Raw genomic sequence first — 26,758 nt, forward strand, 5'->3', positions numbered from 1 at the left:
ACCGGAATCGAGTCATCCGACTGATCCCGGTTATCGCACCGTTCGGCATCGTGTGACGCGTACCGAAAACCGGCGATGAGGAGTTGACATGTCAGACGAGTACGGAGACTTGGCAGCGCAAGGCATCACCCGCATCGAAAACGAGCTCCTCATCCGAGATTTCCTCGAGGTGATGAGTCTTCGCGACGCCCGGGCGATGGATCCTTTTCTCCACCCAGAGGTTAGATTCACCGGCTCATCGTCGGAGGTGGAAGGGAAAGCCGCGGTGTTGAATTTGTGCCGCGAAGTGTTCGACACCTTTTCCACATTCGAGGTGAAGGCGGTGGTGATGAGCAGCGTCGAACAGTTCGTGCTCGTCGAGGAAGTGGTTTGGGTTTCGCTTGACGCGGCATGCCGGTCGCACTCGCTGATGGGGTTCGCTTCGTTCGAGATCGTCAACTATCAAGTCATCAACTGGCGCCAACTCCACGGCTGATCTCGCGCCCGCTGATGGCCGGCGCGCTGACTTCACCTCAGCTGTGCCCGACCGCTTAACCTTCCAGCTGTTGCCAGCCCCGGATCATGAAATCCTCGACGGTGTATACGCTGCGCACGGTGACCGGTAAGGGCTGGTCTCCGATCCGAGGCAGCATCACCCGATATTCCGCCAGCACACCGCTGTCGCTGACAATTATCTGCGATACAAGGATCGGTGATCCCTGGATCGGGCACAGGTGCAACCGGCACTCCCGGACTGCCGGCTCGCGGCCCCGCACCACACCAGTCCACCGGGTTCGCACGATCACGTTCGGGTGGAGCAATCCAGCGCACTCATCGGGTAGACCGAGCGAAAGCCCCTCCAGAACATCCCTTACGAGCAGCTCAAGCTCAAGCCGTTCAATCGCGGTGAGCGTCGACGATCCCATGATTGCGGATCCCTGGTTAGATGCTGATGCGCAACATGGTTATCAGCCCATCTTCCACATCGAAGGTGAACGTGCCTGGGCTCTCGGCAGCCCCATCCCACCCGACGCGGGCGCGCATCGCTGTTCGGACCGGAGACTCATTGACGATCATCGCGTTCGAGACGGTGGCGGCTCGGCGCTCGAAAAGTTCGTTACACCAAAGTCGAATCGCCTCCGCCCCGATGACCAGACGCCCCAGCTCGTCGATAACCGCCTGATGGTGAAAGCAGCTGCGCAACGCATCACTGTCACCATCGTTGATCGCGTGGAGAGCGCCGCGAACCGCGTCCGGAACAGACTGCGACACGATACGAATCACGTTGTCCTCCTTCGACCTCGATGGCGCGGGCCCCAGCCGGCGACCTAAGCCGAGACTTCCAACAACCTCGCCGACGTGTCTTGAGTCGGATGACTCGGCAGCCTCGGACCCCACGGCAACTAGGGCAGACCCGACATCGCGAGGGTGGAAGCGTCGGGTCCACTCGATGGCGCAAAGTTCTCGTCGTCGCGGAGTCTGTATAAGCAACGGAATGGCTACTTAGGAGACTGAGGAGAGGGAATGGAATCCAACGACTGCGCAAACGGCCTCGAGCCGAACTCATACGTGACCCACTGCGCCGACACCGAACAGACCCTGGGGCCGCTACGTCAGCAGCACCGACGCGCCGCTCGAACCAGGTGCGGGAACATTCGTACGCGCCGAGGAGCCGGCGGTTCGTCAAGGCGCGTACACCGACAGCGCAGATCAATAGGGTCATTTGTCCGTGGAGGGTCACCGCCCGCTTCCGAGACCATCAGATCACGGTGAAAACGCCGGACCTGGACGTGAGGAGCGGAAATGCACACTGGGCTGCTGCACCCCGCTCCCCTCCTCATCCTTGAAGCGGTACCTCAACCGGTATGGGTCGTCGACGCCGACGGAAACATCGTCTTCCCCAACAGAGCCGCCGTTGAAGCCCTCGGCTACTCCGACCGGTCCGAGCTCGAAGGCCTCCCCAGCCACGCCACCGTCCACCACTCCCACGGCGACGGGACACCCTTCCCCGCGGCGGACTGCCAGATGCTTCAACCGGCTCGCACCGGAGAACAAGCACGCGGCGAGGACTACTGGTTCGCCCGCAAAGACGGCAGCCTGTTCCCCATCGCATGGTGGTCAGCACCGATAGACCTTTCCGGCGGCCGCGGAGTCGTCACCGCATTCACCGACCTAACTGAACGCCGACACGCGGAACAGCTGCAACGCGAACTCGACGCGGCGCGTGTCCGTGCCGATGACGCGCGGGATGCGCAACGCAGGGTGATGGAGGCGACCGCGGAGGTGCGGCGGCGGACGGCGCGGGACCTGCATGATGGCGCGCAGCAGCGGCTTGTGAGCTTGGCGATTCTTTTGCAGTTGGCGGCGGAGCAGGTTTCGTCGGCCCCTGATGGTGCGGCGCTGTTGTTGAAGCAGGCGGCGGGGGAGGCGAAGGCAGCGATTGATGAGCTGCGGGAGCTCGCCGCGGGTGTGTACCCGGCTGCGTTGTCGTCTGGCGGGTTGCCGGCGGCGATTGATTCGTTGGCGATGCGGAGCGCCGTTCCAGTGGTGACGGATGTGGTTATCCCGAACCGGTTGGATCCGGCGGTGGAAGCGCATGCGTATTTCATTGTGAGTGAGGCGTTGGCGAACGCGGTGAAGCATGCGTCGCCGTCTCGAATCAATGTGGTCGCCCGTGTGGGCGAGTTTTTGGAGTTGTCGGTCGCTGATGATGGGCTCGGCGGCGTCGGCGAGTCGGTGGCCGGGACGGGGCTGTCGGGCATGTTTGACCGGGCAGCAGCCTTGGGCGGCCAGCTGATGATTACGTCTCCTGCTGGCGGCGGGACGACGGTCCGTGTGGTTGTCCCTGTCGGGTGATGAGTGCAGGTTGTGGGGTTTGCCCCATTCTGATTGCCCGCCTGGGTGGGCATAGTTGTGTTCCATGTCGTTTAGCTTTGTCATCGTCGATGACGATCCCGCGTTCCGTGCGGTGGCCCTTGCGCTGTTGACGGCGCGGGGTTTCGACGTTGTCGCGCAGGCTGACGACGTTGCAGGCGGCGTCGCCGCGGTCGGCGCACATGTCCCGCATGCGGTGTTGCTGGATCTTCAGCTTCCTGACGGTGACGGGTTGTCTGCAGCGTGGAGCATACGGGCGTCGAATCCAGGGGTTCGGGTGCTTCTCACGAGTGCTGGCGAGCGGACACCGTCGGAGGTTGAGCTGTCGGACGCGGGAGTGTCGGCGTTTGTCCCGAAGGAGCAGCTGGCGACCACTGACCTGGTCAGTTTGCTGTCTCTTTGAGGTAGTGGAGCACAGCGGCGACTCGTTTGTGTTGAGCGGTGTCTGCTTCCTGCAGCTGAAGTTTTGAGAAGATCCCGGTGATGTGCCGTTCGACGGCAGGTACGGTGACGTAGAGCTGCTCGGCGATGCCGGCGTTGGACCGCCCTTCCGCCATGAGCGCGAGAACTTCCCGTTCCCGCGGCGTGAGCTCGTCCAACGGGCTGGCAACGCGTTTACGTCCGACGAGCAGCCCGATGACGTCGGGGTCTAGCGCTGACTCGCCAGCTGCGACGCGGTTGACAGCGTCGATTACGACACTGGGATTCGCCACTTTCTCTTTCAGCAGGTAACCGATCCCGTCGGCCCGGTCTCCGACGAGTTGGAGGATGAACCGGTCGTCGAGGTACTGGGAGAGAACGACGACGCCAATGTTCGGGTGTGATGCGCGAATCTGCTGCGCTGCCTTCAACCCGTCGTCTTCTAGACCTGGCGGCATTTTGATGTCGGTGATGACGACATCCGGGGTGGTTCGCTCAACGACGCGGACCAGTTCTGTTGCGGTGCCTGCGGTACCGACGACTGTCATGCCGGCGTGTTCGAGAAGCCGGACGATTCCCTCGCGGACGAAGAGCTGATCTTCAGCCACGACAACTGTTCGCGCGTTCACGTCCGTCACCTATTCAGCGTACTGAGAAGCGGTGTGGGGTTCTCCCTACATTCTGTGTCGGGGCGCCCGTTTCGATTGTGGTGGCGGCGGTACAGACCGGAGTTTTCGTCGGCCGAAGACTGGTGAGGCGCCTGATAAAGAGGCGGACCCCGAAACCACAACCGTTAGAAAGAGAAGCTCAATGTCTCACCACCTCGACTCCCCGATCGCACGTCAGGACGTGCGCCTCGACATCACCGACATGTACGTCTTCCGCGGTGAGACCGGCACGGTCCTCGCGATCGACGTCTCCCACTCCCTCGGCGAACCGAAGGTTCCGGGCTTCCACCCCGAGGGTAAGTACGAGTTCAAGATCGACACCGACGGTGACGCCGTCGAGGACGTGACGTACCGTTTCGTCTTCGATGAGCGTGACGAGGCCGGCAAGCAGCGGTTCGTCCTCCGCAAGCTGACCGGGTCGGACGCCGCGAACGACTTCGCCGAGGGTGAAGTCATCGCCGAAGGCGTCGAGGGCACCGAGGTCATCGGCTCGAACGGTGTCCGCGTCTGGGCAGGGAAGGCCGGCGACCCGTTCTGGATCGAGCCGACTGTCCTGCACGCCGTCGGCCACGCGTTCCAGGACGGGACGAAGGTGGACCTGGGTGACTGGACCGCGGCAGACGCGGTGAACCACTTCGCCGGCACCACCCTGTACGCGCTCGTCCTCGAGCTGCCGGATGCGGAGATCGGCGCTGAGCAGATCAACGTGTGGTCGCTCGCAAGCCTGCAGACCGACGCAGGCGGCTGGCGCCCGATCAATCGTTTCGGCCTGCCGATGATCCACCCGCTGTTCACCCAGTTCAACGAGCAGCTCGGTGACGACCTGAACGGTGGTCGTCCCGCGGACGACTTCGCCACCTGGGGCGAGGTACTCGCTTCCGAGATCGCCGGCGTTGTCCGCGCGTACGGAACCGCTGTTGACCCGGACGCGTACGGCCTCGCGATCGCGCACCGCTTCCTGCCGAACGTGATGCCGTACACGGTCGGTACCCCCGCCGCGTTCAGCTTCAACAGCTGGAACGGCCGGTCCCTGATCGACAACGCCCCTGATGTGATGTTCTCCCTCGCGGCGAACACCCCGGTCACCCTCGCTATCGGGCGCGAATCGGTGGAGCTGAAGCCGACCGACACGTTCCCGTACGTGCCGGTTGTCTCCGAGTAACCGGCGACGATAGGAGCATCCGGATGAGCATCCTCTCATCCCGTCGAGCGGCCGAGGTTCCCTCGGCCGCTCCGGCTCGTCAGGGCTGGCCGATCTTTGGGATGGCGACGACGATCCTCGCCCTTCACATCATGGGATGGCTGCTGCTTGCCAGTTCCCACACGACGACCGCCCACACCGCTTCCCTCGGAATCGGCATCGGCCTCACCGCGTACACGCTGGGCCTACGGCACGCGTTCGACGCGGACCACATCGCAGCGATCGACAACACCACCCGCAAACTCGTCGGCGATAGCCGCAAACCTGTGTCGGTCGGGTTCTGGTTCTCGCTCGGGCACTCAAGCGTGGTCCTCGCGTTGACGGTTGCGCTGGCGTTGGGGGCTCGCGCACTCATCGGTCCGATCGAGAACGAGAACTCGACCCTGCACCAGGTCACCGGCGTTATCGGCACCACAGTCTCCGGCCTGTTCCTCTACGTGATCGCCGCCATCAACCTTGTGCTGCTTACCCGGGCAGTTCGCCGTTACCGGCAGGTCCGCGCCGGCACCCTCAGCGCCGTCGAAGCGGACGAAGGCGCAGCCGCACAGGGTCCGATGTCGAAAGCGTTCGGGAAGGTGATGCGATCCATTCGCCGACCGTGGCAGATGTACCCGTTGGGTGTGCTGTTCGGGTTCGGGTTCGACACGGCTACTGAGATCGGCCTCCTTGTCCTTGCCGCGACAAGCGCCGCATCGGGCATCCCCTGGTATGCACTGCTGTCGCTTCCGCTGCTGTTTGCAGCGGGGATGTCGCTCTTGGACACCGCCGACGGTCTGGTGATGCGGTTCGCGTACGGATGGGCGTTCGCCAAGCCCGGCCGGCGGATGGTCTACAACCTGGGTGTGACAACGCTGTCTGTTGGTGTCGCGTTCATCGTCGGGACGATCGAAATCGTCAGTCTCTTCGGCGAAAGCATGAACCTGACCGGCGGTTTCTGGTCGTGGGCGTCAAGCGTTGACTTGAACACTCTTGGTTTCGCAGTGGTCGGAGTGTTCGTGATCGCATGGGTTTCCGCCTTGGTTGTGTGGCGGATGCGAGCGCGGGCCGTGGCGGAGGCTGATGTGGGAGGGTGAGCTCGCCAGTCGCTGCCGTAGGTGACCGCCGTGGAGGGTTCCCCCTCCGCGGCGGTTCCACGTGTTAGCTCTCCGCTGGGACCTGGAGCCGAACCTGTGTTTGACGCGTCTCAGGCATGAGAAGGAGCGCCAGCAAAGTGATCACTGCGGCCGCCGCCAAGTAGAGGCCGACGGCGGTGAGGTCACCGTTCGGCTGCCAGAGGGAAAGCGCGATAGCGGGCGCGAACGAAGCGCCGACGACGCCGCCAAGGTTGTACACGATCGCCGACCCGGTGTATCGGACGTCAGCGGGGAACAGTTCCGGAAGTAGCGCGCCCATCGGCCCGTACGACAGACCCATAAGGATGAAACCGGCTATGAGGAAGGCGAGCGTGGCCGCTGGCGCCTCGGGGTGGGTGAACCAGACTTGGAAGAGCAGCCCATAGGCGACGATTCCCGCGGTCACGGGCAATAAGAGCGAACGTCGCCCGATACGGTCGACCAACCTCCCCGCGAATGGGATAGCAAGGCCGAAGAAGACGACGCTGAGCAGCAACAGCGCGAGGAATGTGATCCGCTGGAAGCCGAGACCCGCCTTCTGCCCTTCGGCGGCAATCACCGGCGCCGTGCCGTAGGCAAGCGTGAACGTGGTCAATAGATAGAACAGCACGTAGGTGGCGACGCATGCGAGCGTTCCGAGGATCAGCTGTCGCCAGTTACGTCTCACAACCCGAGCAAACGGCACCCGGAGGGTCTTCCCGGCTTCGACCAACTCCGCGAACACTGGTGTTTCGACCAGGCGCACCCGGAGGTACAAGCCAACAGCAACCAGAACAGCGCTGAGCAGGAATGGTAGTCGCCAACCGAATGCCAGGAACGCTTCGGACGCCGCCTCACCGGGCGGCGCCGGCATCGTCGCAGTCAAGAGGAGGAAGACACCGTTGGCGAGAATGAACCCAATCGGCGCCCCAAGCTGCGGAAAAGAGCCGAAACGGCCCCGCTGGTCGGAGGGAGCGTTCTCCACTGCGAGGAGCGCGGCACCGCTCCACTCCCCACCAAGGCCGACGCCTTGGCTGAATCGGAGGACGGCGAGCAGGGCCGGCGCCCATGCGCCGACTGCGTCGTAGGTGGGAAGGCAGCCGATAAGGATGGTCGCGGCGCCCATGATCAGTAGCGAGGCGACGAGGGTGCGCTTCCTTCCGGCCCTGTCACCGAAATGGCCGAACAGCAGCGACCCGATCGGGCGAGCGATGAAGGCGAGCGCAAAGGTGAGCAATGACGCAAGCTGGGCCGCCATCGGGCTGTCGTTGGGGAAGAACAGCGTCGGGAAGACGAGCACCGCTGCAGTCCCGTAGATGTAGAAATCGTAGAACTCGATACTCGTGCCGACGAGTGACGCCACGACGATGTGGGCGCGGCGGTTTGGGGCCGTCATTCGGGTTGCTCCTCGGGTGAACGTAGTCGCGCGACGCCTCTGGGGGCGGCGTCTCGGATCAATCTGGCAGGCCGCCGAGCTGCGCGGCGCGTGCATCAGACGGAACTGCCCGATTTCCGCTGGGCGACGATCTCGCGCACCGCAGGGGCGACCTCCTTGCCGAACAGTTCGACGCTCGCGAGCGCGTCGGAGTGTGGGAGACGGCCCCGGCCGAGGGAAACGAGGATCCTCTCTGGTCGGAGGGTGTCGTACAGCTGCACGAGCTGGCCGATCGCGTCGGCGACGTCGCCGATGATGGCGGTGGAGGGGATGGACCGGTCAGGCTGCGATGCGTGCGTTTCGAGGTCACGCCTGGCTTTGTCCGCCGTCACCGCGATGTGCCCAGGGACGAGAGCAGCGAGTGTCGGGCGCGCCGGCCCATTCTCGGGTTCTTGGAACGATTGCCGATACAGCTCGGCAAGCGGCCGGTAGGACTCCCAAGTTCCGGTATGCATGAGCATGCACAGCGGCACGCCTAGTTCACCGGCGAGTTCAACCGGCATAGAAGTCCGCCCGGTGGTGACTCCGATCGGCAACTTTCCGACCGGACGGGGAACGATTCTCGCTTCGTGGAGGGCAGGTCGGGACTCACCTGACCAGGTGACGCGTTGCTCCTGTCGGAGTTGGAGGAGAAGGCGCAGCTTCTCGTCGAACAGCCACTCGTCATCGGTGAGCCGGTGGCCGAACAACGAATATGCCTCCGGGAACGAATCCCTCCCGACCATCAGCTCTGCTCGTCCGTACGACAGCGCATCGACGGTAGCGAACTGTTCAAGCACTCGTACCGGATCATCCGCGGCGAGCACCGTGAGCACACTCGCCAACCGGATGCGGCTTGTCCGCTCAGCCAGGGAGGCAAGCACCACCGCGGGTGCTGAGACGGCAAACTCCTCGCGGTGATGTTCACCGATGCCGAACACGTCCAAGCCGACACGATCGGCCGTCTCGGCGAGGTCGCCGAGCTCCCGGAGTCCCCGGGTTACGTTCGCCGCATCCCCTTGCCTTACTGGGTAGCTTGCTAGTTCTCCGAACCCGAACACGCCAAGCTCTATCGCCACCCGGAAACCTCCTGGTCTGTTGCTGTCTCCCGATCTTGCTGGCCGTCAAGGGTTGAGCGCTTGAGACAGATGACCCTATTTCGCCGGGAATGACTCGGGGTTGCCTGATGGAGTCAAACGACCGAATCGGTGCGACTGCACCGCGAGTGATGCTTGCACGAGATGGTTCGGAAGGGAGATGTGGGCGATGTTCAACAAGCGAGTCACGCAACGGTTCGTCGAGTTCCTCTCTCGCCACGCTGTGAAGGGCCGCGCGGCAACCGAGGTGATGAGCAACCGACCAGACCGCCTCTCTCTAGTGCTTCGAGTTCCGGACGCGGCTCGCGGCGCCTCATGGTGGTGCGAACGGTTCAATGCAGCGGTGATCGCGACCGCCGATAGCGGGGACCTCACCAGCGTCCTGCTGTCTCTGAGTCCATCTCATACCGTGGTGCTTCTTGGCGGCCCTGGGGCGATGGAGTACTACGCTCCGGCGACCTTGCGGACGCAGCTGCTCTCGGTCGGAGACTACGAACTTGACCCGTGGGGCAACCCGCTGCCCGTTCTCTGATCGGACGGGGTACCGGCACCGAGTGGCGGTGGCGTATCTCGGTCACCGTGGACCGTGATGGTTGCACGCTGTAGCAGCCTCCCCTTCCGACGATGTCGATGCTCTATGGATCGGCGCCCATCTGAATTGTGGGGCTGATCGTCGTCCGGGATACCACAACGGCGGCGCGGAGGTTCTGCCCGTCAGGCGAACTATCGCGCAGCGCAGCAGATCTACAGCAAGCGTGCCACAGGGCTCGCCCTACTCGCTGACGCCTTCGCCTGCGACGCTCAAAAGGGCGTCTCGTAGTGCCGCTCGGCTAGTGATCCCGAGCTTCGGAAATACCCGGTAGAGGTGACCGCTGACGGTCCTTGGCGACAGGTACAGGCGCTCGGCGATCTGTTTGTTGCTCATACCTTCCGCCGCGAGTTCCGCGATCGCTCGCTCCTGAGGTGTCAGCTGGATGGTGCCGGCGTCGACAAGGGTTCGAGCATTCGGGTCCCTCGCCGCGCGCAATTCATCTTTGGTGCGGGCAGCCCACGGAACAGCCCCCATCCGCTCGAATGCCGAGAGAGCAAGGTGCAGGACCTCTCGCGCCCTGACCGAGTTGAGATTCCTCCGAAGGCGTTCCCCGTAGGACAGCTGGATCTTCGCGAGGTCGAACGGGAACGCTTCGACGCCAGGAACGGTCACAGCCTGTTCGAAAAGGTCCATTGCGGTGTCGCCCTCGGCGGTAAGCGCCTGCGCGCCGAGGCTAAGCATCCGCATCCTCGGCGAGATGGCGGCGAGATCCAGGTCGATCATCGCTTGCACATGCGCCCGCGCTGCGTCATCCCGGCCCGTGCGGATTGCTGCCTCGACGAGATCGTAGGTCACCCAGAGGGCGTGCGGGGTGTACGCGGCAAGCTCACCTGCGGGGCTCATCTGGGTGGCGTAACGGTAGGCACTCTCCCAGTCGCCGGCCGCGACAGCGGCGACGGTCCGTGCGTGGTATCCGATCCGTTCGGTTCCCTTGGCGTTGCGCAGCGCAGCGACGCGGCTAAGCTCGTCCGCCCATTCGAACGCGGTTGAGATCTCTCCGCGTCCAGCGGCGAAGAGGGCCTCGTGCAGCAGGAAGTACCAGATGATGAAGTCGTACCCGTGCTCGCGACAGACGCTGATCGCTTCGTCGGCGAGCTGCTGACCTTCTTGCCACCGGCCCGAGGAGAAGTCGTCCAGGCACAAATGCATATACGCGCCGAGGCTCGATCGCACCGCTCCGCCGTGCCGGCCGTCTTCGACGAGCCGCCAGGCGCTGGGGCGGCATCCGGCGAGCAGATCGACGTACACCGAGCTCGTGTTCACCCGGATGATGCGGTTCGGCTCGAACTCTTCGTTCTGCTTCCGGATGAGATCGGCGAGGTGTTCACGGTCTACAGGCTGGCTTCGGGCTGTATCGGGGAAGACTCTGCTTTGCACCAGTACCAGCTCCGGTGGTTCTGGCTGAACCTTGCCAAGTGTCTGGTAGAAAAGCGCCCAATAGTCGTCGCGACCCGCCCACCAGCACAGGAGCAGGAGTGTGCTCAGCGCTTCAGCGAGCTCGTCGTTGTCTTCGCGCCACCCGTGGTCGCCGGTCTCGATCGCGCCGAGGAGAAGCTGGAACGCGGTGTCGACGCTCCCTTCTCCGTTCACGATCATGTACGCCGCAGCCGCAGCCGCATGCAGTGATGCTGTCAGGTTGGGGTCGGCACGTCGCGCCTCGTCGAGCAGCTTTGAAGCGTTGACGAGTTCACCGGTGACGTCGGCGCCGAGATACGCCGCTTCTGCCAGCCGGCGTCCTTCATTGTGTGGGTTAGGGCTCAGCTGTGCCGCTCTGGTAAGCGCTGCGATCGCGCGGGATGCGTCGCCGCGCTGCAACGCGCGGCGCCCGGCGGCTTCCAACCGGGATGCGATTGCTTCATCCGGTTCGATGGCGGCGGCGGCGAGATGCCACGCTTGACGCTCCGGGTCGCCCTCGAGGTGATTCGCGATCGTGCGGTGAACTTCACGCATCTCCTCGCTCGTGGAGCGCTGCACGACAGCAGACCGCATCAGCGGGTGCAGGAACCGCACAGTGGACGCGCCCAAATCCACGGTGACGAGGCCCGCACGTTCCGCTGGCGCCAAAGCGGTGAGCAGCAGCCCTGCTTTCGAGAGTTCTCGCAGGTCGTCGCGACCGTCCAATGCCACCGTCAGAAGGGCTCGCTTGGTCTCTGCTGTCAGTTCGTCGATACGGAAGGCGAAGGTCGACTCGATCCGGGACGTCAGGGGCAACGCCTGCCCTTCCGTTAAGGACGGCGTGCTCGCCACCCCGTGAGCAAGCTCGAGCAGCGCAAGCGGGTTTCCCGCCGACTCTTCAAGCAGGCGCTGCTTCACGCGGGGAAGCATCTCCGGGTGACGGCTTCGGACGAGAAGCTCCGCATCATCTCGAGACAGTGGCGAGACGTACACCTCGTCGAGCCCGCTCCGCTCGAAGAAGCTCGCTTCTCCTGTACGGAACGAGGCGAGGAAGCCGATCCGTGTGCCCCGCAGCCTTCGCGCGACAAACCCGAGGATGGCTGCGCTAGAGCGATCAACCCAAGGAATGTCGTCTACGACAAGCATCACCGGTTGATGTTGCGCGGCCTCACTGAGCAGCGCCAAAGCCGCGTTGCAAACCATCAGCTGGCTAGGGGCTGGTCCAGCACCGAGACCGAGCGCAACGGTCAACGCCTCTCCAAGCGGCACTGGAATAGACCGGATCTCACCCAGCAATGGCAATAACACCTGGTTCAGCGCCGCATAGCTGATGTCCGCCTCAAATTGGACACCGGAAGTGGCAAGTGTGCGGGTGCCCAGCGCCCGGGCGTAGTCAGCAGTTGCCTTCAGAAGGCTGGTCTTGCCCACACCTGCTTCGCCGATGAGCATGTACGCCCCGCCACCAACCGCGGCGTTGTCTACGAACGCACGCAGCTGCGAAAGCTCCTCATCTCGGCCGATGAGTTCCTGCTCGGGCGCAGGAGGCCAGTCAGTCGTCAACGTCGTGTCTTCTCTTTTGTGTGGAAGCCCTGCTCGCGGCGAGTACGAATACTCACAAGAACCGAGTTCGTTCAACGCTAGCACCCAGAAAGTGACCTGAGTCAGGATCGTGGACCCAGGAGTAGGGTGCTGGGCGGCCCTCCTGACCACAGACGCTAAGGATAAAATCATGACGAACGTGGAGCTACTCAGCGAAGCTGAGCTATGCATCGTCCTCGTCGGAGAGAAGTGGTCCCTTCTGATTGTGCGTGAGATCCTGGCTGGCAAGAGCAAGTTCTCCGAAATTCGGCAGGGACTGAGGATGAGTTCCGAGATCCTCAGCGATCGGCTGCAACTGCTGGTCAGACGCGGAATCCTAATCCGGGAAACGTACCGCGAGCCGGGTTCGCGGACACGCGACCGATACGTTCTCACGGCCGCCGGCGCAGCACTACTTCCCGTCCTCACTGCGATGGGAGATTGGGGTCACACGTACGGCCAGCAGCCTGTTGTCGGAGAGCGAGACTAAACCCGAGGCTCTTCGGCTGGGGCCTAACGCCCACGGCCCCGCATTCGAGTCGAAATACTCAGGAGCGTCCCTCCGCTGACGGCGGACATTAGTTAGGCAAGAACTCGCAAGCCTGCGTCGGTATTTCCACTGCCGCCCCGAGGCCGGTTGCGGTGAGCGGAGGCCAATCCCCCCAGCGAAGCAGCCCACTCACCGCAACCGTCGACATACGCAAAGCCGGCGCACGCCGCTCATAACCGTCCACGGAGGGTCCCATTGTCAGACGCGTCACGCCGACGCAGCCGCGGCCTGCGCGACCCGGAATTTCTCCGCCACCCACTCGAACCCGTCTCAGGAGATTCAGCCCGGAGACACCGCACTCGCCGCTGGGCTGTCGCCGGATTCCTCGGGAGCTCCATCGCGCAGGTTCTTCTCACGGTGATTGGTTTGGTCTTCTTCTTCAGCGAGGACGCAGCCGCTTCAGTGCGGGTGCTGGTCGTGTGGTGCCTCCTCGGTACCGTCTACATCTTCGTAGTCGCTGCCGTGATCGCCAGCTCCGCACGCCATGAGCAGCGAGGCCAGCTGCAACACAATGGTTTTGAGCTCGGCCGGCCCGCACGGATCATCGCCTCTTCCGGCACCATCCTCGCAAGCCTTGTCGGTGCGGGCGCCGCCATCCAGCTCGGCTTGAACCGCGCTGACCCGGTGTATGGCATCGCCACGACGCTGTTCGGGATCTGGGCGATGCTCCTCGCCTGGGCGCTTTTCCAGTGGGGTTTCACTCAGCTGTACTTCCTGCAGTACTACTCAAGCTCTAGGCGGATCCTCGAGTTCCCTGAGACCGACTACCCCCGCATGGTCGAGTTCGCCTATTTCGCGTTCACGATTGCGACAACGTTCGCCGCGTCAGACGTCAACGTGATCACCAGCGCCGCGCGCTGGCGGGTGATCGTCCACTCGGTGCTGAGCTTCTTCTTCAATGGTCTGATCATCGTCTTCGCGTTCACAACGATCGTGAATCCCGCACAGTGACGTGGGCGTATCGTCGCCGCTGAGGCGAACTCGTCGGGAGGAGCAACTGTGCGAATCGACCTTCAGCAGCGGACGGCCCTTGTCACAGGATCCACTCAGGGCATCGGCCTCGCCATTGCGACTGGGCTCGCTGCCGCGGGCGCCCGAGTGTGTGTCAACGGCCGCAGCGATGAGAGCGTTGCGCGGGCGATCGAGTCCATCGGACAATCTGTTCCTAATGCTGAACTGGTCCGCGCTGTCGGGGACGTGACGACAACAGCGGGAGCCGACGCTGTCCTCGAAGCGGCCGGCGATGTGGACATCCTCGTCAATAACCTCGGCATCTTCGGCGCCACACCAGCATTGGAGATCACCGACGAACAGTGGCGTCAGTACTTCGAAACGAACGTGCTCGCCGCTGTTCGCCTGACAAGAGGGGTCCTTCCCGGAATGATGGCGCGCGGCTTCGGGCGAGTTCAGTACATCGCCAGTGACTCAGCGGTTGTCGTCCCTGCGGAGATGATCCACTACGGGATGTCTAAGACCGCGTTGCTGGCCGTATCTCGAGGATTTGCTAAGACCGCGGCCGGATCCGGCGTCACCGTCAACTGCGTGATCGCCGGGCCGACGCATACCGAAGGCGTTGAAGACTTCGTCTACGAACTCGTCGACAAAGACCTTCCGTGGGAGGAAGCGCAGCGCGAGTTCATGCGCTCGCATCGGCCGCAGTCCCTGCTGCAGCGGCTGATCGAACCGCAGGAGATCGCCAACATGTGCGTGTACCTAGCCTCGGACTACTCCTCGGCGACCACCGGTGGTGCGCTACGCGTCGATGGCGGATACGTCGATTCGATCCTCCCTTGACCGTCCTATCCTGGATCCCTGATGCGGACCTCACATGTGCGGCCAGCTAGTAGCTCAACTGCTCCCAGGTCATCACCGGACAGCTGATGTGCCGACTCCGGTCCAGAACGTCGAAGGTTAGCCGGTGTGTCTCCTTCGGCTGCCTGCAGATCGAGCACAGTGACTGCGTCTCACCGACGGTCGCCTCCGGTCCTACGAAGCGCGGCGCGTCCCCGTACACGGGGCCTGCCAAGCGGTCCAACTGTTCGGCGGCCCGCTCGATCAGCTCACCAAACGGGCCACGCTCACCCTTTCCCTCGTCAGTCATCCCAGGCTCCGTGCGTCTTGATCATTGCGTTCACAGGGTCACCGTATGGGTGGATTGGGGGCCGCGACTTGAGCACGATTACTCGACCGGATCCCTCCCGAGTAACTGGCTATCGCGAGGGTGATTGCGCCGGGGTTGCAGCCAGCCTCATCTCCACGTCAAACAAGTCGGCTCTGCGCTTGGCGTCGCTGTCGGGGGAGCAATCCTGGTCGCTGCACCCGGCGGTTCACTCGATGACGCTTTCGCGAGCCACAGCTGGGTTGTCTGGTCGGTCATCGCGGCATGCGGGGCCGCAATCCTGGTTCTCGCGATCCGGCCGGTCACAGCGGAGGGAAGCGACCACGGGATAGCGGAACCGCAGCGCGCATGAGCTGAGTGAGCGCCGCCACCTCGTCCCTGGCGCAATCGCCTGATCGATACTGGCAACGCCGAGGTTCGCGACAACACGACGCGAACCCCGGCGCGATGCTGTCAGCTAGCGCTGCAGCTGGAAACGGTACGTGCGCACCTCAAAGGGCTGCAGCGCCACCGCCACCTCTCCGCTCGCCTGAACAGCCTCAGCCTCGTCGAGAGCATCCTCAAGCAAATCGGTCACGGCTACGGCTGTGACGTCGGCTGCCACGTGGACGGTGCCGACGGCGCGACGGCCAGCAGGCTCATACACGCGAACAACCAGGTCACCCGAACGGTCATCCGCCAGTTTGACGGATGAGATCACGATGTCGCCCGTCGAGGTGACCAGCGGTTCGAAGCTGTGGGCTCCGTCCACCGTTCGAGGCTGCAGGTTCATCAGCACACCCTGCTCCGTAGCGCCGGCGACGGATGTGCCGATGACCAGACCGAAGCGATGCGTCTGCAATCCCTGGTCGGTCTCCGGGTCGGGGAAGCGCGGTGCGCGCAGCAGGGAGAGGCGCAGCGTCGTGGTGACGTGTGCGTCCTCGGCGTCGCGGGTGACGTCGAAGCCGTAGATCGAGTCGTTCACGAGCGCGACGCCGAAGCCGGGCTCCTCCACGAGCACGTAGCGGTGCATCGAGGTTTCGAACTTCGCCGCCTCCCACGAGGTGTTGGTGTGGGTGACGCGCTTGTTGGCCCCGAACTGCGTCTCTGCGATGGTGTGCTCGGCGCGCACATCCAGCGGGAACGCGAGCTTGAGGAACTTTTCCGTCTCGTGCCAGTCGATGACCTGACCGATTTCCAACGTTCGGGATCCCGGCGCGAGTGACAGCGTCTGCTCAATGGTCGAACTCGAGAAGGACCGGCGAATACCCACCTGAGCCACTCCGTCGTCTGTGACCCGCGCGGCGATCTCGTCCACCTCGCGGAGGTCGTCGACGCGGTTGCGGTAGAACCGGTCCACATCCCAGGCGTCCCACATGTTCGGGAAGTCCTGGTGCAGCTGGAGGAGGTTGGCTTCGGCGCCGGCGGGGATGGCGTCCCGGCCGGTCGCGAGGTCCACCGCAGAAGTGATCAAGCCCTCCCGGTTAACCACCACCCTCACCAGTTCGTTGGTCAGAACGAACGAGTCGGCCATCTCCTCGACGCGGACCGGGACCGCGGCCGGGATGCCATCGTCGCGGCTCACACCGAGCGCCGGTACTCCGGGGCGTGGGAAGGGCGCCGGGTTGACGATGTATTCCGTCTCACCTTCACCGACCAGGGCCTGCAACGCCTCTTCGATGATGCCGTTCAATCGGTCGGCCACGCGGGCGTACTCGGCGACAGCTTCCCGATGGACCCACGCGATGGAGGTGCCAGGGAGGATGTCGTGGAACTGCTGGAGCAGCACTTGCTGCCACAAAGCGTCCAATGCCTCGTACGGGTACTCGTACCCGGTGCGGACCGCGGCGGTCGCGGCCCACAGCTCCGCCTCGACGAGGAGGTGCTCGGTGCGCCGGTTGCCCTGCTTGGTCTTGTGCTGCGAGGTGAGGGTGGCACGGTGGAGCTCGAGGTACAGCTCGCCGACCCAGACGGCGGGGTTCGGCAGCTCCTGGCGCGCGCGCTCGAAGAAGGTGTCCGGGTGCTCCCAGACCACGCGCGCGCTCCCCTCGAGGTTGGCCAGGCGGGCCGCCTTGCCGGTCATCTCACGCGTTGTGCCGCCTCCGCCGTCGCCCCATCCGACCGGCGCGATCGACCCGGAGGCGAGGCGGTTCTCGCGGAACTGGCGGGACGCCTTCGCGACCTCCATGCCGGAGAGTTGCGAGTTGTAGGTGTCCATCGACGGGAAGTGCGAGAACACGCGCGAACCGTCGATCCCCTCCCAGAGGAAGGTGTGGTGCGGGAAGACGTTCACCTGGTTCCAGGAGATCTTCTGCGTGAAGAACCACTCGAAACCGGCACGACGCATCAGCTGCGGCAGCGCGGGCGAGTAGCCGAAGCTGTCCGGCAGCCAGACGCCCTTCGGGGTGACGCCGAGCTCGTCGCGGAAGAACCGCTGGCCCTGCGAGAACTGGCGCACGATCGCCTCGCCGGTCGGCATGACGGTGTCCGACTCGACCCACATGCCGCCGATGGGCAGGAAGCGGCCCGCCGCGACGGCGGCCTTCACCTTCTCCCACACCTCGGGGCGGTGCTCCTTCAGCCAGGCGTACTGCTGCGCCGACGACATCCCGTAGAGGAAGTCGTCGGTCTGGGAGATGAGGTCCGTCATCGAGGACGAGGTGCGGGCGACCTTGCGGATCGTCTCGCGCACCGGCCACAGCCAGGCAGAGTCGATGTGGGCGTGGCCGACCGCCGAGATGCGGTGCGCGGAGGCGTCGGCGGGCGCATCCAGCACCTCCACCAGTTCGGCGCGCGCGGCGGCCGCCGTCTCGGGGATGTGCTGAAGGTCGAGGGCGTCGAGCGCGTTGTCGAGGGCCTGCAGGATGCGCATCCTGCGGGGGCCGGCGGGCAGCTCCTCCTGCAGCTCGAGCAGGACCTCGATGTCGAGTCCGAGCTCGAAGACCTCGCGCTCGAAGACGGCGAGGTCCATGCGGCGCGACGAGTAGAGCCGCTTCGACGACGCCGTGAGGATGTCGCCCTCCTGCGTGGGGAGGAAGGGGTGGTAGTCGAGCAGGACGGGGTTCGACGCCGCTTCCAGGAAGAATTCGACGGTCTCGCCGGCGACCGCCTCCTCGGCGATCAGCACCCACTGGTTGCGCGGGTTGATCGACTTCACCGCCGTGCCGTCGGGGAGGTAGACGAGCCCCTCGCACTGGAACCCCGGCATGTTCTTGTCGAAGCCGAGGTCGATGACAGCCTCGACGCGACGGCCCGCCCACTCGGCGGGGATCACGCCGGTGAGGCGGAACCACGTGGTGCCCCACGCGGCGCCCCACGGCGTGCCGACCTCGTACGGCTCGAAGGTCAGCGCCAGCCCCTCGACCGGCGGGATGGGCTCACCTGGCAGCTCGTTCCATCCCACCTCCAGCGGCGTCGATGCGGCATGGACGGCGGGCAGGATGCGCTCGTCGAGGACGCGCTTGGCGCGGCCGATGGTGAGGGGGATGTCGTCGTGCATGAGGGCCTTTCGGTACTTGATTTCGTCAGAAGCCGGTAGCGGGGTGAGCGACGGCTATCGAGGTCGCCGCCGTCGTCGCCGGAACATCGTGGAGCTCGGTCACTCCGCGGGCGGTGAGAAGGGCGGCGTCGTAGGTGCGGGAGCGCAGCACCACCTGCGGGCCACGGCCGATCTCTTGTGCGAGGTGAAGCCATGCCTGCGAGAAGGCTCCACCCGGGGCGCAGGACTCGCGCACGCCGGGCACCGGGTCACCATCGTCGTCCACATCGTCGAGAACCAGGGCGTGCTGGACCGGCCGCCCTGCAGGGGCGTCGCCCAGCTCCGCGACGAGGTCGCGGAATCGCTCCCCCGTCGGCTTCAGCCGGCCGTCGTTGGTGAACAGGCCGAGGTCGTATTCCAGCTCGGGGAAGTCGGCAAGAGCGCGCGAGACGTCGTGCGAGCACCACCATGTGATGCCGAAGGTGTTCTGCACCTCGACCGCATGGCGGACGGTGCGCTCGACGAACTCCGCGGCGTCGGTGGTCGGGACGACGTTGGTCGGAGCCCCCACCTCCTGCAGCCAGTTGGGCCGGTCCGCGCTCCGGTTCCACGCGGCGGCGAGCTGCATCAGGTACTCCGCGTGGCGGACCGATCCCTCGCCGAGCGGGCCGTGCAGCTGCGCCGACCCGTTGAACACCCACGAGTGCGTGACCGTCAGGTCGCCGAAGTCCGCTGCGTGCGCTGGGCCGAACGGCTGCGCATCGTCGTACCAGGCGGCGTCGTACTGGGCGACGGTGACTCCGGCCGCCGGGGCGGCAGAGGCGAGCCCCTCCCGGGCGGCCGCCACCATCGCCTCCAGCCACTCGGCCCCGTCGGCGGCGGTCAGCTCGTGCGGTGCGGGGTGCGGCGCGTGGGCGAACTGGTTCAGCTCGTTGCCCAGGGTGACGCCGAGAAGGTTCGGGCGGTTCGCGACGGCGCCGGCGAGCTGCCGGACGTAGTCGGCGGTGGAGGCGACGACGTCGGGGTCGGTGAACATGTTCCGACGGTGCCAGGTGTCGAGCCACGCCGGGAGAAAATCGAAGCTCGACAGGTGCCCCTGCAGGGCATCCACGTTCACGTCCATCCCGAACTCGGCGGCAATGTCGACGACGCGCACCACATCGTCGATCCCGCCGGCTCGCACGAGGGTGCGGTTCGGCTGCAGGAGCGGCCACAGCGGGAAGACACGCACGTGGTCGACGCCGAGGGAGGCGATCTGTTCGAAATCGCGGGCGACGTCGGACGGGGAGAAATCGAGCCAGGAGTGGAACCAGCCGGTGGGCGGGGTGTAGTTGACACCGAAGCGCATCAGCCCTTCACTCCGCCCTCTTCGACGCCCTTGAAGAAGAACCGTTGCAGCACCGAGAAGATCACCGCGATCGGGATGAACGCGATCATCGTGCCGGCCGCGATCAGCCGCTGGTCGTTGCTGAACGTGCCCTGCAGGTATTGCAAGCCGACGGTCAGCGTCAGCTTGTCCGGGGACTGGAGCACGATGAGCGGCCAGAGGAAGTCGTCCCAGGCGCCGATGAAGGCGAAGATGGCGATGACCGCAATCGCCCCCTGTACGGCGGGGAGCGCGATCGACCACAGGCGCTGCCAGGCGTTCGCGCCATCCATCACCGCCGCCTGATCGATCTCCTCGGGGATCTGCCGGAAGGCGTTGTACATCAGGAGCACGTTCAGCGCCGCGATCATCCCGGGCAGGGCGACGCCGACGAGCGAGTCGGCGAGTCCCAGGTCCTTCACGGTGACGAATTGAGAGATGATCGTCGCCTCGCCCGGCAGCACGAGGGTCGCGAGGAACAGGCCGAGGATGTAGCGGCGTCCCTTCCAGCGCAGGCGCGCCAGCGCGAAGCCGGCGAAGGTGGCGAAGACGATGTTGCCGATCACGTCGATGGCGGCGACGACGAGGGAGTTGCCGATGTACACCCAGACCGGGATCGCGTCGGCGACCTTCGCGTAGTTGTCCAGTGTCGGCTGAGCCGGGATGAACGACGGCGTGGACGTGTAGATGTCCTCGCCCGACCCCTTCAGCGATGTCGACAGCTGCCAGAGGAACGGCCCGATCGTGATGAACAGCACGACCACCAGCAGCACGTACCGCAGCACCCGCTCACGCGTGGACATTCGACCCCACGACCCGCGACGGCGGGTGCGCGGCGGTGTCTCGCGGTGGTCCTGCGACGGACGAACAAGAGTTGCCTGGGTCATTGTTCCGCCTTGTTGTTGATGCGGGCGAGGACGAGCAGCGGAATGAGCGTCACCGCGAACAGCAGGAGGCTGAGCGCGGACGCGTAGCCGAGGTTGCCGGTGAACCCGCGCGCGTACTGCTGGATGAGCATGACCAGCGACTGGTCCTCCCCGCCCGGGCCGCCGGTGCCGTTGGTGAGGACGAACAACTCGGTGAAGACGCGGAGTGCGGAGATGCAGACCAGGATGCCGACGAGCACGATCGTGCCGCGCACGCCGGGGACGGTCACGGACCAGAACCGGCGGATCGCGCCCGCGCCATCCAGCGCCGCGGCCTCGTGGAGATCCTTGCCGACGTTCCCCAGCGCCGCGAGGAAGATGATCATGTAGTAGCCGAGACCCTTCCAGACGGTGAGGCTGATTGCACTGAACAGCAGCAGCCACCGGTCGGTCAGGAACGGTACGGGGCCTTGGATGAGACCGAGGGTGTGCGCGATTTCGTTGATGATGCCGCGGTCGTCGAGCAGCCACGTCCAGATCAGCCCGACGACGACCGCGGACGCGATGACCGGCGTGTAGAACGCGGTGCGGAAGAACGCGATCCCGGGCAGCTTCTTCTCCACCAGCACCGCCATGAGCAGCGGCAGCAGCGTGAGCAGCGGGAGACAGACGACCAGGTACACGACGCTGTTGAGCAGCGCATCCCACACCTGCGGGTCGGCGAACATGTTCTGGAAGTTCGCGAGCCCCACCCAGCTGGTCTGACCGCCGAGAGGACTCGCGTTGGTGAACGAAAGCCGGACGGTGTTGATCGACGGCCACACGCTGAACACCAGCAGCCAGAGCAGGGCGGGCGCAATGAGGACCCACGGGGTGAACCAGCGGTTGGCGCGCATCACGACCCCTTTCGAAATAGGGCCCGGTCGGACAGCACCCGAAACCGTCCGACCGGGCAGCATGTGGTCAGCCGTTGGCGAGCAGGCTGTTCATCTTGGTCTGCGCGGTCTTCAGCGCATCCTCCGCGGAGGTGGACCCCTTCATCGCGAGCGCGATCTGCTGGTCGAGGAAGGTCTGCATCGCCTGGTTCGCCTCGACCGGCTGAAGGTTCTTCGCGGTCTTCAGCTCCTCATTGGCGATGACCCGCGCCTCACCGTTCACCGTGCCGTCGTTCTTGGAGAAGAACGGGTCGGACTGCGACGACTTCGTGGACGGGAAGATGTTCACCAGGTGAGCGAAAGCAACCTGGTTCTTCGCGTTCGTCATGAACGCTGCGAACGCCGCCGCGGTAGCCGGGTGCTTCGACCTCGCCGACACGCTCAGACCCTGCACGTAAAGCGGCGGGGTGTCGAGCGCCTTCGAGACGACGACGTTGCCCCTGAGCGACGGGTTGTTCTTCTCGAAGTCGGACAAGCTCGTCGCTCCACCGGTGGTCCACGCCACCTTCCCCTGGGTGAACAGCGTGGAGTTGCCGAGATAGTCGCTGTTCAGGACGGAAGGGGGAAGCAGTCCCTCCTTATACGCCTTCGCGTACCGGTCGATCAGGTCGACGGCCTTCGACGAGTCGGCGAACACGAACTTCGTGCCGTCGCCGTTGAGTACCTTGATGCCCGCCAGGGTGAAGTCCGAGAGCGTCGGCTTGCGGCTCATCAGGTACTGGTCCGGGCAGTTCTTGTGCAGCGTCTCGGCCTGCGTGAACAGCTCATCCGTCGTCGCCGGCACCTTCTCCGGGTCGAGGCCACACTGGTTGAATAGCGTCTTGTTCCAGTAGTTCACGTCGGTGTTGAGGTACCAGGGGTAACCGTAAACACCTGTCAGGCCCTTGTACTTGTAGGCGTCGACCGCACCAGTGACGTACGTGTCGTTGAGGGCGCTGTCCGTCTTGCTGACATCGGCGAGGAAACCCTTCTTCGCCAGCGGGAGCGCGATGTCCGGCGGCAGGTTGATGACATCCGGGAGGGTGTTCGACGCGGCCTGGCTGAGGACCTTGTCGGAGTAGCCGTCGCCGGGCTGGTCGACGAGCTTCACCGACGTGCCCGGATGCGCCTTCTCAAAGTCCTTGATGACGCCGTTGAGGTAGCCGGTGAACTTGGGCGTCAATGACCAGGTCTGAAGAGTGATCGATCCGGTGACCTTCCCGGCATCCTGGTCGCCTGGCGCGCCGGAAGAGCACGCAGTCAACGCCAGTGCGGCGACCGCTGCGCCGGCGACAGCAACGGCAGCGCGTCGCCGAGTGGCGGATGAAATTCGTTCGGTGATGGTACTGAGCGTCATCGCTTCTGACTCCCTTACAAGGCTCGCTAGAGCGGTTTAGTGAAAATGGAAGTTGCCTGCTGCCATCGGCGGCATTGGGCCATGTTCGCCAACTAAAGCGGTATAGTCAAACGATCCTTGGGAACCTCCCCCAGCCGAAAGAAGCACATGGAAACTCCACGGCGGGCGACCATCGCCGACATCGCCGCACGCGCCGGCGTCTCCGCCGGAGCCGTGTCCTTCGCGTTGAACAACCGGCCCGGAGTCTCCGCCAGCACCCGAGCCCGCATCCTTGAAATCGCCCGCGAAATGCACTGGAGGCCGCACTCCGCCGCACGCGCCCTCGGCGGCGCCCGCGCAGGAACCGTCGGTTTCGTCCTCACCCGCCCAGCGAGAACCCTCGGCACGGAATCGTTCTTCGGCGACCTCATCTCCGGAATCCAACTCGGGCTCAGCGGATCCCACGTCGGCATGAACCTCCTCGTCGCCCGAGACCTCACCGAAGAGCTCGACACCTACCAGGAATGGTGGAACGGGCACCAAGTCGACGGTGTCGTCCTCATCGACCCGAGGACCAACGATCCGCGGGTCGACCTGCTCGCCAGACTCGGGATGCCGACCGTCGTCATCGGATCCAGACCCAGCGCCGACGGGGAAGCGCCCACAATCTGGATCGACGACAGCGACGCCGCGCTCACCGTCTACCGATACCTGCACGCGCTCGGACATCGGCGAATCGCGCACGTCGCCGGCCGAGCCGACTTCGAACACACCGGCATGCGCATCGACGCCCTGCAAACATTCGCGACCACCGTCGGACTCGACCACGCGGAATCCGTTACAACCGACTACTCCGCAGCCGAAGGAGAAAACGCCACCCGGCAGCTGCTCTCCCAACCACACCCACCGACAGCGATCGTGTACGACAACGACGTGCTCGCCGTCGCCGGGCTCGGCGTCGCCGCGGAAATGAGCGTCCCAGTCCCCGACCGGCTGTCGATCGTCTCGTTCGACGACTCCGCGATGGCACGGCTGATCCGCCCATCGCTGACCACCCTCACCCGGGACACCGTCGAACTTGGCGAAAGAGCCGCCCGGTTGCTGCTCGACCAGATCGACGCCGGAAAGCCGCTGCCATCGCGGCCCGGACCCGCGCTCACCCTCAGCGCACGAGACTCCACCGCGCCGCCGCCGAACAGCTGAAAGAGACCAGCACCGCGCTCCGGACAACGGCGGGGCGGTCAGCAATTCCACGACATCTCCTCAGAACAGGCGAGATCAGTGAAACAGCGGACCGCCCCTCGCCTCCTCCGTCAGATGACCCGCATCGACGGAGAAGAGAACCCGATCACCGCTCGCTGTCCAACGTCGCCATCTGACCCGCGGCATAACGTTCGCCGGCAGCCGCACCCGCAGGGATCGCCTGAGCAATCTCCGACAACGCGCCCTCATCCAGCTGCAGACGCGTCGCGCCAAGCGACTCCTCCAACCGGTCACGACGACGCGCGCCAACCAGGGGGACGATGTCCTCTCCCTGCGCTGCCACCCACGCGATAGCCACCTGACTGGTCGTCGCCCCCAGCCGCTCAGCGACCCGGCCCAGCGCCTCAACCAACGCGAGATTGTGCTCCAAGTTCTCCGGCCGGAACCGGGGGCTCGACGCGCGGAAATCACCCGCGGACAGGTTCCGATCCGCGCTCCAATGGCCGCTCAGCAGACCCCGCGACAGCACCCCATACGCGGTCAGCCCGATGCCCAGCTCACGCAGCGTTGGAATGATCGCGCGCTCAGGGCCACGAGAAAGCAGCGAATACTCGATCTGAACATCGGAGATCGGGGTAACCTTCGCCGCCCGGCGGATCGTCTCCGCGCCGACCTCCGACAGACCGATGAAGCGGATGTATCCGGCCTGCTGCATCTCGACGAGCGCACCAAGCGTGTCCTCGAGTGGGATCTCCGGGTTCAGCCGGGACGGGCGATAGATGTCGATGTAATCGGTTCCGAGGCGGCGCAGGGAGTACGCGAGACGGTCCTTGACCGCCGCCGCCGAGACATCGTAGGGCACTGGCTGGAAGCTGCCGTCCGGGGCGCGTCGCGCTCCGAACTTGACGCTCAGGACGACGTCCTGGCGATTGCGCTGTGTGAGCGCTCGACCGATCAGCATCTCGTTGTGACCGGAGCCGTAAAAGTCGCCCGTGTCGATGAGGTTGATGCCGCTGTCGATCGCCTCGTGGATGGTAGCGATCGACTCGGCCTCGTCAGCCGGTCCATAGAGGTCGGACATGCCGAGCGCACCCAGCCCGATCGATGAAACAGTGGGGCCGTTAGTGCCCAGTTTTCGCTGCGGGACAGCCATGTGTGAGTTCCCTTCTTTCGTATATTTAGGGTCTCTGACGCGCCCAGCCGTCACAATTGAGGGCGCACGAGGCTGTTTGGCGTTTCACCCGACACCCCTAGTGGGGTCTGCACCATTGCTTTCGGTGGGCACGGTGATCACGACAACGACCACCAACGACGTCAGCACGGCGGCAGTTGCAACAGTCAGACCGACGGGATTCAACGGCGCGACAGCTGCAGCACCAAGGGCCGCAAGCGCCACGGCTGATGCCCAATTAGCCCACAGCGGCATGTGACGGCGCAAAGCCATGAGCCAGACGGCCGCAGTGAATACGAGCGTGGGCACCAGCAACGTCGGTGCGAACGCGCCGGCCGTGGGATGCCCGGTCTGCACCGAAACTGCCGTCTCGAGTCCCGCCGATACGGCTCCGGCTGCGGCGAAGACGAGATAGTGAGCGTAACCGTACAAGAATGACGAGCGGTAAGTCTTGAACCCGTCGGCGATAGGTGCTGCAAAGTACAGCCACCACATCGCGGCCACGATGACCAAACCAGACCCGGCGATGACGATGAGTGGCGCGACGTGTACCGAAGCGTCGATCGCGGCGATGATCGCCTTCGCTGAGGCGAGCAGCCCTTCACCTAAGACGATCAGCGTGAAGAGGCCGTAGCGTTCCGCCACGTGATGCGGATTAGACGGCGTCCAATTCCGGTGATCGGCAATGACCGGTACGGCCAGCTCAGCGGCGACGAGTACGAAGAACGCGGGAACTCCCCAGCCCGCCGGCAGAGCGAGCCGTAGTACCCAGGCGATCTGCACGATCGAAGCGCCGGCCGCGTGCCGGATGCACGCCTGTCGGTACTGCTCCGACTGGATAGCGGCTCGAGTCCACTGGCTGACGATTGCGAGCGTCATCACAACATAGCCAGCAGTGACCACGGTGAAATCGCCATAACGCATGGCGCTTTCAGTGCCGGCCGCCAGCACCAGAGCTCCGCCCATTTGGGCGATGGTGGTCAACCGGTACAACCAGTCGTCCGTATCAAAAGCAGTCGCGAACCAGGTGAAGTTCATCCATGCCCACCAGATGGCGAAGAAAACCATCGCGTAGGAACCAAACGCCGACCAGATGTCACCCTCGATCTGAAGGTCGTGCAGGTTTTCAGCCGCGAACGAGACGGAGACGACAAACACGAGGTCGAAAAACAGCTCGAAGGGTGTAGCGGTTCGGCGGGTAGCGCGGTCGCGCCCGCCCATCCGGATCAAGCGGAAACGAGACGGCAACCGAGTGGTCGAACTCGTCCCAACTCCCACAGGTGCCGCCACCGCTTCAGCAAACCAAGACGAGCCATGTCGTGTCCTCAGTCAAGTGACTCGAAACAGCGAACCCGAAGCGCCCGAAGCGTCGTGCTAAGTCATATGACTCGAATAAGCCGATCTCCGTCGTCCGACGCTGGTGAGGGCAGTCCTGGTGCGCAATTCTGACTGTGGAAGCGCTGGAGC

At 64.6% G+C, this 26,758-nt stretch carries 23 protein-coding genes; 10 read left to right on the forward strand and 13 right to left on the reverse strand.

Translation table 11 applies throughout. From position 1 onward, the window contains the following. The first annotated feature begins 88 nt into the window (after nt 1-88). A complete protein-coding gene (locus ACR9ZG_RS00555; RefSeq protein ID WP_481282868.1) occupies nt 89-475 on the forward strand; it encodes a nuclear transport factor 2 family protein in 387 nt (128 codons plus the stop codon). Nucleotides 476-530: 55 nt separating this feature from the next. Here ACR9ZG_RS00555 and ACR9ZG_RS00560 read toward each other — a convergent pair whose 3' ends face one another. Beyond that, nucleotides 531-905 carry a hypothetical protein gene (locus ACR9ZG_RS00560; protein WP_481282869.1) on the reverse strand — a complete coding sequence of 125 codons (375 nt, stop codon included), beginning with the start codon at nt 903-905 and terminating at the stop codon, nt 531-533. 16 nt (nt 906-921) lie between these two features. Further along, on the reverse strand, nt 922-1,263 hold the full coding sequence (locus tag ACR9ZG_RS00565; protein WP_481282870.1) for a nuclear transport factor 2 family protein: 342 nt from the start codon (nt 1,261-1,263) through the stop codon (nt 922-924). A gap of 519 nt (nt 1,264-1,782) precedes the next feature. Here ACR9ZG_RS00565 and ACR9ZG_RS00570 point away from each other — a divergent pair. Further along, nucleotides 1,783-2,835, forward strand: a complete 1,053-nt coding sequence (locus tag ACR9ZG_RS00570; protein ID WP_481282871.1) for a PAS domain-containing sensor histidine kinase — start codon at nt 1,783-1,785, stop codon at nt 2,833-2,835. Between the two features lie 64 nt (nt 2,836-2,899). Further along, nucleotides 2,900-3,256: a response regulator gene (locus ACR9ZG_RS00575; protein ID WP_481282872.1), complete on the forward strand. Its 357-nt coding sequence runs from the start codon at nt 2,900-2,902 to the stop codon at nt 3,254-3,256. Here ACR9ZG_RS00575 and ACR9ZG_RS00580 read toward each other — a convergent pair. After that, nucleotides 3,237-3,911 (reverse strand): response regulator transcription factor, encoded by a 675-nt coding sequence (locus tag ACR9ZG_RS00580; protein ID WP_481282873.1) that lies wholly within the window; start codon nt 3,909-3,911, stop codon nt 3,237-3,239. The two genes, ACR9ZG_RS00575 and ACR9ZG_RS00580, sit on opposite strands and share 20 nt — an antisense overlap. 172 nt (nt 3,912-4,083) lie before the next feature. Between ACR9ZG_RS00580 and ACR9ZG_RS00585 the strand changes: the two genes are divergently transcribed. Both ACR9ZG_RS00585 and nicT read left to right on the forward strand, forming a co-directional pair. Then, nucleotides 4,084-5,103: a DUF4331 family protein gene (locus ACR9ZG_RS00585; protein WP_481282874.1), complete on the forward strand. Its 1,020-nt coding sequence runs from the start codon at nt 4,084-4,086 to the stop codon at nt 5,101-5,103. Nucleotides 5,104-5,126: 23 nt separating this feature from the next. Then, a complete protein-coding gene (gene nicT / locus ACR9ZG_RS00590; protein ID WP_481282875.1) occupies nt 5,127-6,215 on the forward strand; it encodes a Nickel transporter NicT in 1,089 nt (362 codons plus the stop codon). 64 nt (nt 6,216-6,279) lie between these two features. Here the strand turns inward: nicT and ACR9ZG_RS00595 are convergent, their stop codons facing one another. Both ACR9ZG_RS00595 and ACR9ZG_RS00600 read right to left on the reverse strand, forming a co-directional pair. Continuing rightward, nucleotides 6,280-7,629, reverse strand: coding sequence for an MFS transporter (locus ACR9ZG_RS00595; protein WP_481282876.1), 1,350 nt, complete (start codon nt 7,627-7,629; stop codon nt 6,280-6,282). A gap of 95 nt (nt 7,630-7,724) precedes the next feature. After that, nucleotides 7,725-8,726, reverse strand: coding sequence for an LLM class flavin-dependent oxidoreductase (locus ACR9ZG_RS00600; RefSeq protein ID WP_481282877.1), 1,002 nt, complete (start codon nt 8,724-8,726; stop codon nt 7,725-7,727). 187 nt (nt 8,727-8,913) lie between these two features. Here ACR9ZG_RS00600 and ACR9ZG_RS00605 point away from each other — a divergent pair, with 187 nt between their 5' ends. Next, nucleotides 8,914-9,276, forward strand: a complete 363-nt coding sequence (locus ACR9ZG_RS00605) for a VOC family protein (RefSeq protein WP_481282878.1) — start codon at nt 8,914-8,916, stop codon at nt 9,274-9,276. A gap of 240 nt (nt 9,277-9,516) precedes the next feature. On the opposite strand, the gene ACR9ZG_RS00610 is transcribed toward ACR9ZG_RS00605, so the two are convergent. Further along, complete coding sequence (locus ACR9ZG_RS00610) at nt 9,517-12,291, reverse strand: ATP-binding protein (RefSeq protein ID WP_481282879.1); 2,775 nt, start codon at nt 12,289-12,291, stop codon at nt 9,517-9,519. Nucleotides 12,292-12,460: 169 nt separating this feature from the next. On the opposite strand from ACR9ZG_RS00610, the gene ACR9ZG_RS00615 reads away from it, so the two are divergent. The 3 genes from ACR9ZG_RS00615 (at nt 12,461) to ACR9ZG_RS00625 (ending at nt 14,653) form a co-directional block, all read left to right on the forward strand. After that, entirely contained in the window at nt 12,461-12,799 is a 339-nt protein-coding gene (locus tag ACR9ZG_RS00615) for a winged helix-turn-helix transcriptional regulator (protein ID WP_481282880.1), read from the forward strand. Nucleotides 12,800-13,225: 426 nt separating this feature from the next. Then, entirely contained in the window at nt 13,226-13,810 is a 585-nt protein-coding gene (locus tag ACR9ZG_RS00620) for a DUF1345 domain-containing protein (RefSeq protein WP_481282881.1), read from the forward strand. A 48-nt stretch (nt 13,811-13,858) separates the two neighbouring features. Further along, complete coding sequence (locus ACR9ZG_RS00625; RefSeq protein ID WP_481282882.1) at nt 13,859-14,653, forward strand: SDR family NAD(P)-dependent oxidoreductase; 795 nt, start codon at nt 13,859-13,861, stop codon at nt 14,651-14,653. Between the two features lie 782 nt (nt 14,654-15,435). Here ACR9ZG_RS00625 and ACR9ZG_RS00630 read toward each other — a convergent pair. The 5 genes from ACR9ZG_RS00630 to ACR9ZG_RS00650 form a co-directional block, all read right to left on the reverse strand. Continuing rightward, nucleotides 15,436-18,456, reverse strand: coding sequence for an alpha-mannosidase (locus tag ACR9ZG_RS00630; protein WP_481282883.1), 3,021 nt, complete (start codon nt 18,454-18,456; stop codon nt 15,436-15,438). Nucleotides 18,457-18,481: 25 nt separating this feature from the next. Then, nucleotides 18,482-19,783: a glycoside hydrolase 5 family protein gene (locus tag ACR9ZG_RS00635; RefSeq protein WP_481282884.1), complete on the reverse strand. Its 1,302-nt coding sequence runs from the start codon at nt 19,781-19,783 to the stop codon at nt 18,482-18,484. Next, nucleotides 19,783-20,604, reverse strand: a complete 822-nt coding sequence (locus tag ACR9ZG_RS00640) for a carbohydrate ABC transporter permease (protein WP_481282885.1) — start codon at nt 20,602-20,604, stop codon at nt 19,783-19,785. Before ACR9ZG_RS00640 ends, ACR9ZG_RS00635 begins: the two co-directional genes overlap by 1 nt. A gap of 80 nt (nt 20,605-20,684) precedes the next feature. After that, nucleotides 20,685-21,563: a carbohydrate ABC transporter permease gene (locus ACR9ZG_RS00645; protein ID WP_481282886.1), complete on the reverse strand. Its 879-nt coding sequence runs from the start codon at nt 21,561-21,563 to the stop codon at nt 20,685-20,687. A gap of 67 nt (nt 21,564-21,630) precedes the next feature. Then, nucleotides 21,631-22,938 (reverse strand): ABC transporter substrate-binding protein, encoded by a 1,308-nt coding sequence (locus ACR9ZG_RS00650; protein WP_481282887.1) that lies wholly within the window; start codon nt 22,936-22,938, stop codon nt 21,631-21,633. Between the two features lie 117 nt (nt 22,939-23,055). Here ACR9ZG_RS00650 and ACR9ZG_RS00655 point away from each other — a divergent pair, with 117 nt between their 5' ends. Then, complete coding sequence (locus tag ACR9ZG_RS00655) at nt 23,056-24,120, forward strand: LacI family DNA-binding transcriptional regulator (protein WP_481282888.1); 1,065 nt, start codon at nt 23,056-23,058, stop codon at nt 24,118-24,120. 145 nt (nt 24,121-24,265) lie between these two features. Here ACR9ZG_RS00655 and ACR9ZG_RS00660 read toward each other — a convergent pair whose 3' ends face one another. Then, the gene (locus tag ACR9ZG_RS00660) at nt 24,266-25,273 is read right to left on the reverse strand and encodes an aldo/keto reductase (RefSeq protein WP_481282889.1); all 1,008 of its coding nucleotides are present in this window, start codon (nt 25,271-25,273) and stop codon (nt 24,266-24,268) included. A gap of 84 nt (nt 25,274-25,357) precedes the next feature. Further along, nucleotides 25,358-26,512: a low temperature requirement protein A gene (locus ACR9ZG_RS00665; protein WP_481282891.1), complete on the reverse strand. Its 1,155-nt coding sequence runs from the start codon at nt 26,510-26,512 to the stop codon at nt 25,358-25,360. Nucleotides 26,513-26,758: the final 246 nt, after the last annotated feature.

This window comes from Leifsonia sp. KNZ12-8B, from assembly GCF_056755495.1.

Excerpts from the sequence above, each read along its gene's own strand:
- ACR9ZG_RS00640 (WP_481282885.1), bottom strand. The coding sequence starts at position 20,604 with ATGTCCACGCGTGAGCGGGTGCTGCGGTACGTGCTGCTGGTGGTCGTG.
- nicT (WP_481282875.1), top strand. The coding sequence starts at position 5,127 with ATGAGCATCCTCTCATCCCGTCGAGCGGCCGAGGTTCCCTCGGCCGCT.
- ACR9ZG_RS00595 (WP_481282876.1), bottom strand. The coding sequence starts at position 7,629 with ATGACGGCCCCAAACCGCCGCGCCCACATCGTCGTGGCGTCACTCGTC.
- ACR9ZG_RS00645 (WP_481282886.1), bottom strand. The coding sequence starts at position 21,563 with ATGCGCGCCAACCGCTGGTTCACCCCGTGGGTCCTCATTGCGCCCGCC.
- ACR9ZG_RS00660 (WP_481282889.1), bottom strand. The coding sequence starts at position 25,273 with ATGGCTGTCCCGCAGCGAAAACTGGGCACTAACGGCCCCACTGTTTCA.
- ACR9ZG_RS00665 (WP_481282891.1), bottom strand. The coding sequence starts at position 26,512 with ATGGGCGGGCGCGACCGCGCTACCCGCCGAACCGCTACACCCTTCGAG.
- ACR9ZG_RS00630 (WP_481282883.1), bottom strand. The coding sequence starts at position 18,456 with ATGCACGACGACATCCCCCTCACCATCGGCCGCGCCAAGCGCGTCCTC.
- ACR9ZG_RS00650 (WP_481282887.1), bottom strand. The coding sequence starts at position 22,938 with ATGACGCTCAGTACCATCACCGAACGAATTTCATCCGCCACTCGGCGA.
- ACR9ZG_RS00575 (WP_481282872.1), top strand. The coding sequence starts at position 2,900 with ATGTCGTTTAGCTTTGTCATCGTCGATGACGATCCCGCGTTCCGTGCG.
- ACR9ZG_RS00615 (WP_481282880.1), top strand. The coding sequence starts at position 12,461 with ATGACGAACGTGGAGCTACTCAGCGAAGCTGAGCTATGCATCGTCCTC.
- ACR9ZG_RS00585 (WP_481282874.1), top strand. The coding sequence starts at position 4,084 with ATGTCTCACCACCTCGACTCCCCGATCGCACGTCAGGACGTGCGCCTC.
- ACR9ZG_RS00555 (WP_481282868.1), top strand. The coding sequence starts at position 89 with ATGTCAGACGAGTACGGAGACTTGGCAGCGCAAGGCATCACCCGCATC.
- ACR9ZG_RS00570 (WP_481282871.1), top strand. The coding sequence starts at position 1,783 with ATGCACACTGGGCTGCTGCACCCCGCTCCCCTCCTCATCCTTGAAGCG.
- ACR9ZG_RS00560 (WP_481282869.1), bottom strand. The coding sequence starts at position 905 with ATGGGATCGTCGACGCTCACCGCGATTGAACGGCTTGAGCTTGAGCTG.
- ACR9ZG_RS00635 (WP_481282884.1), bottom strand. The coding sequence starts at position 19,783 with ATGCGCTTCGGTGTCAACTACACCCCGCCCACCGGCTGGTTCCACTCC.
- ACR9ZG_RS00605 (WP_481282878.1), top strand. The coding sequence starts at position 8,914 with ATGTTCAACAAGCGAGTCACGCAACGGTTCGTCGAGTTCCTCTCTCGC.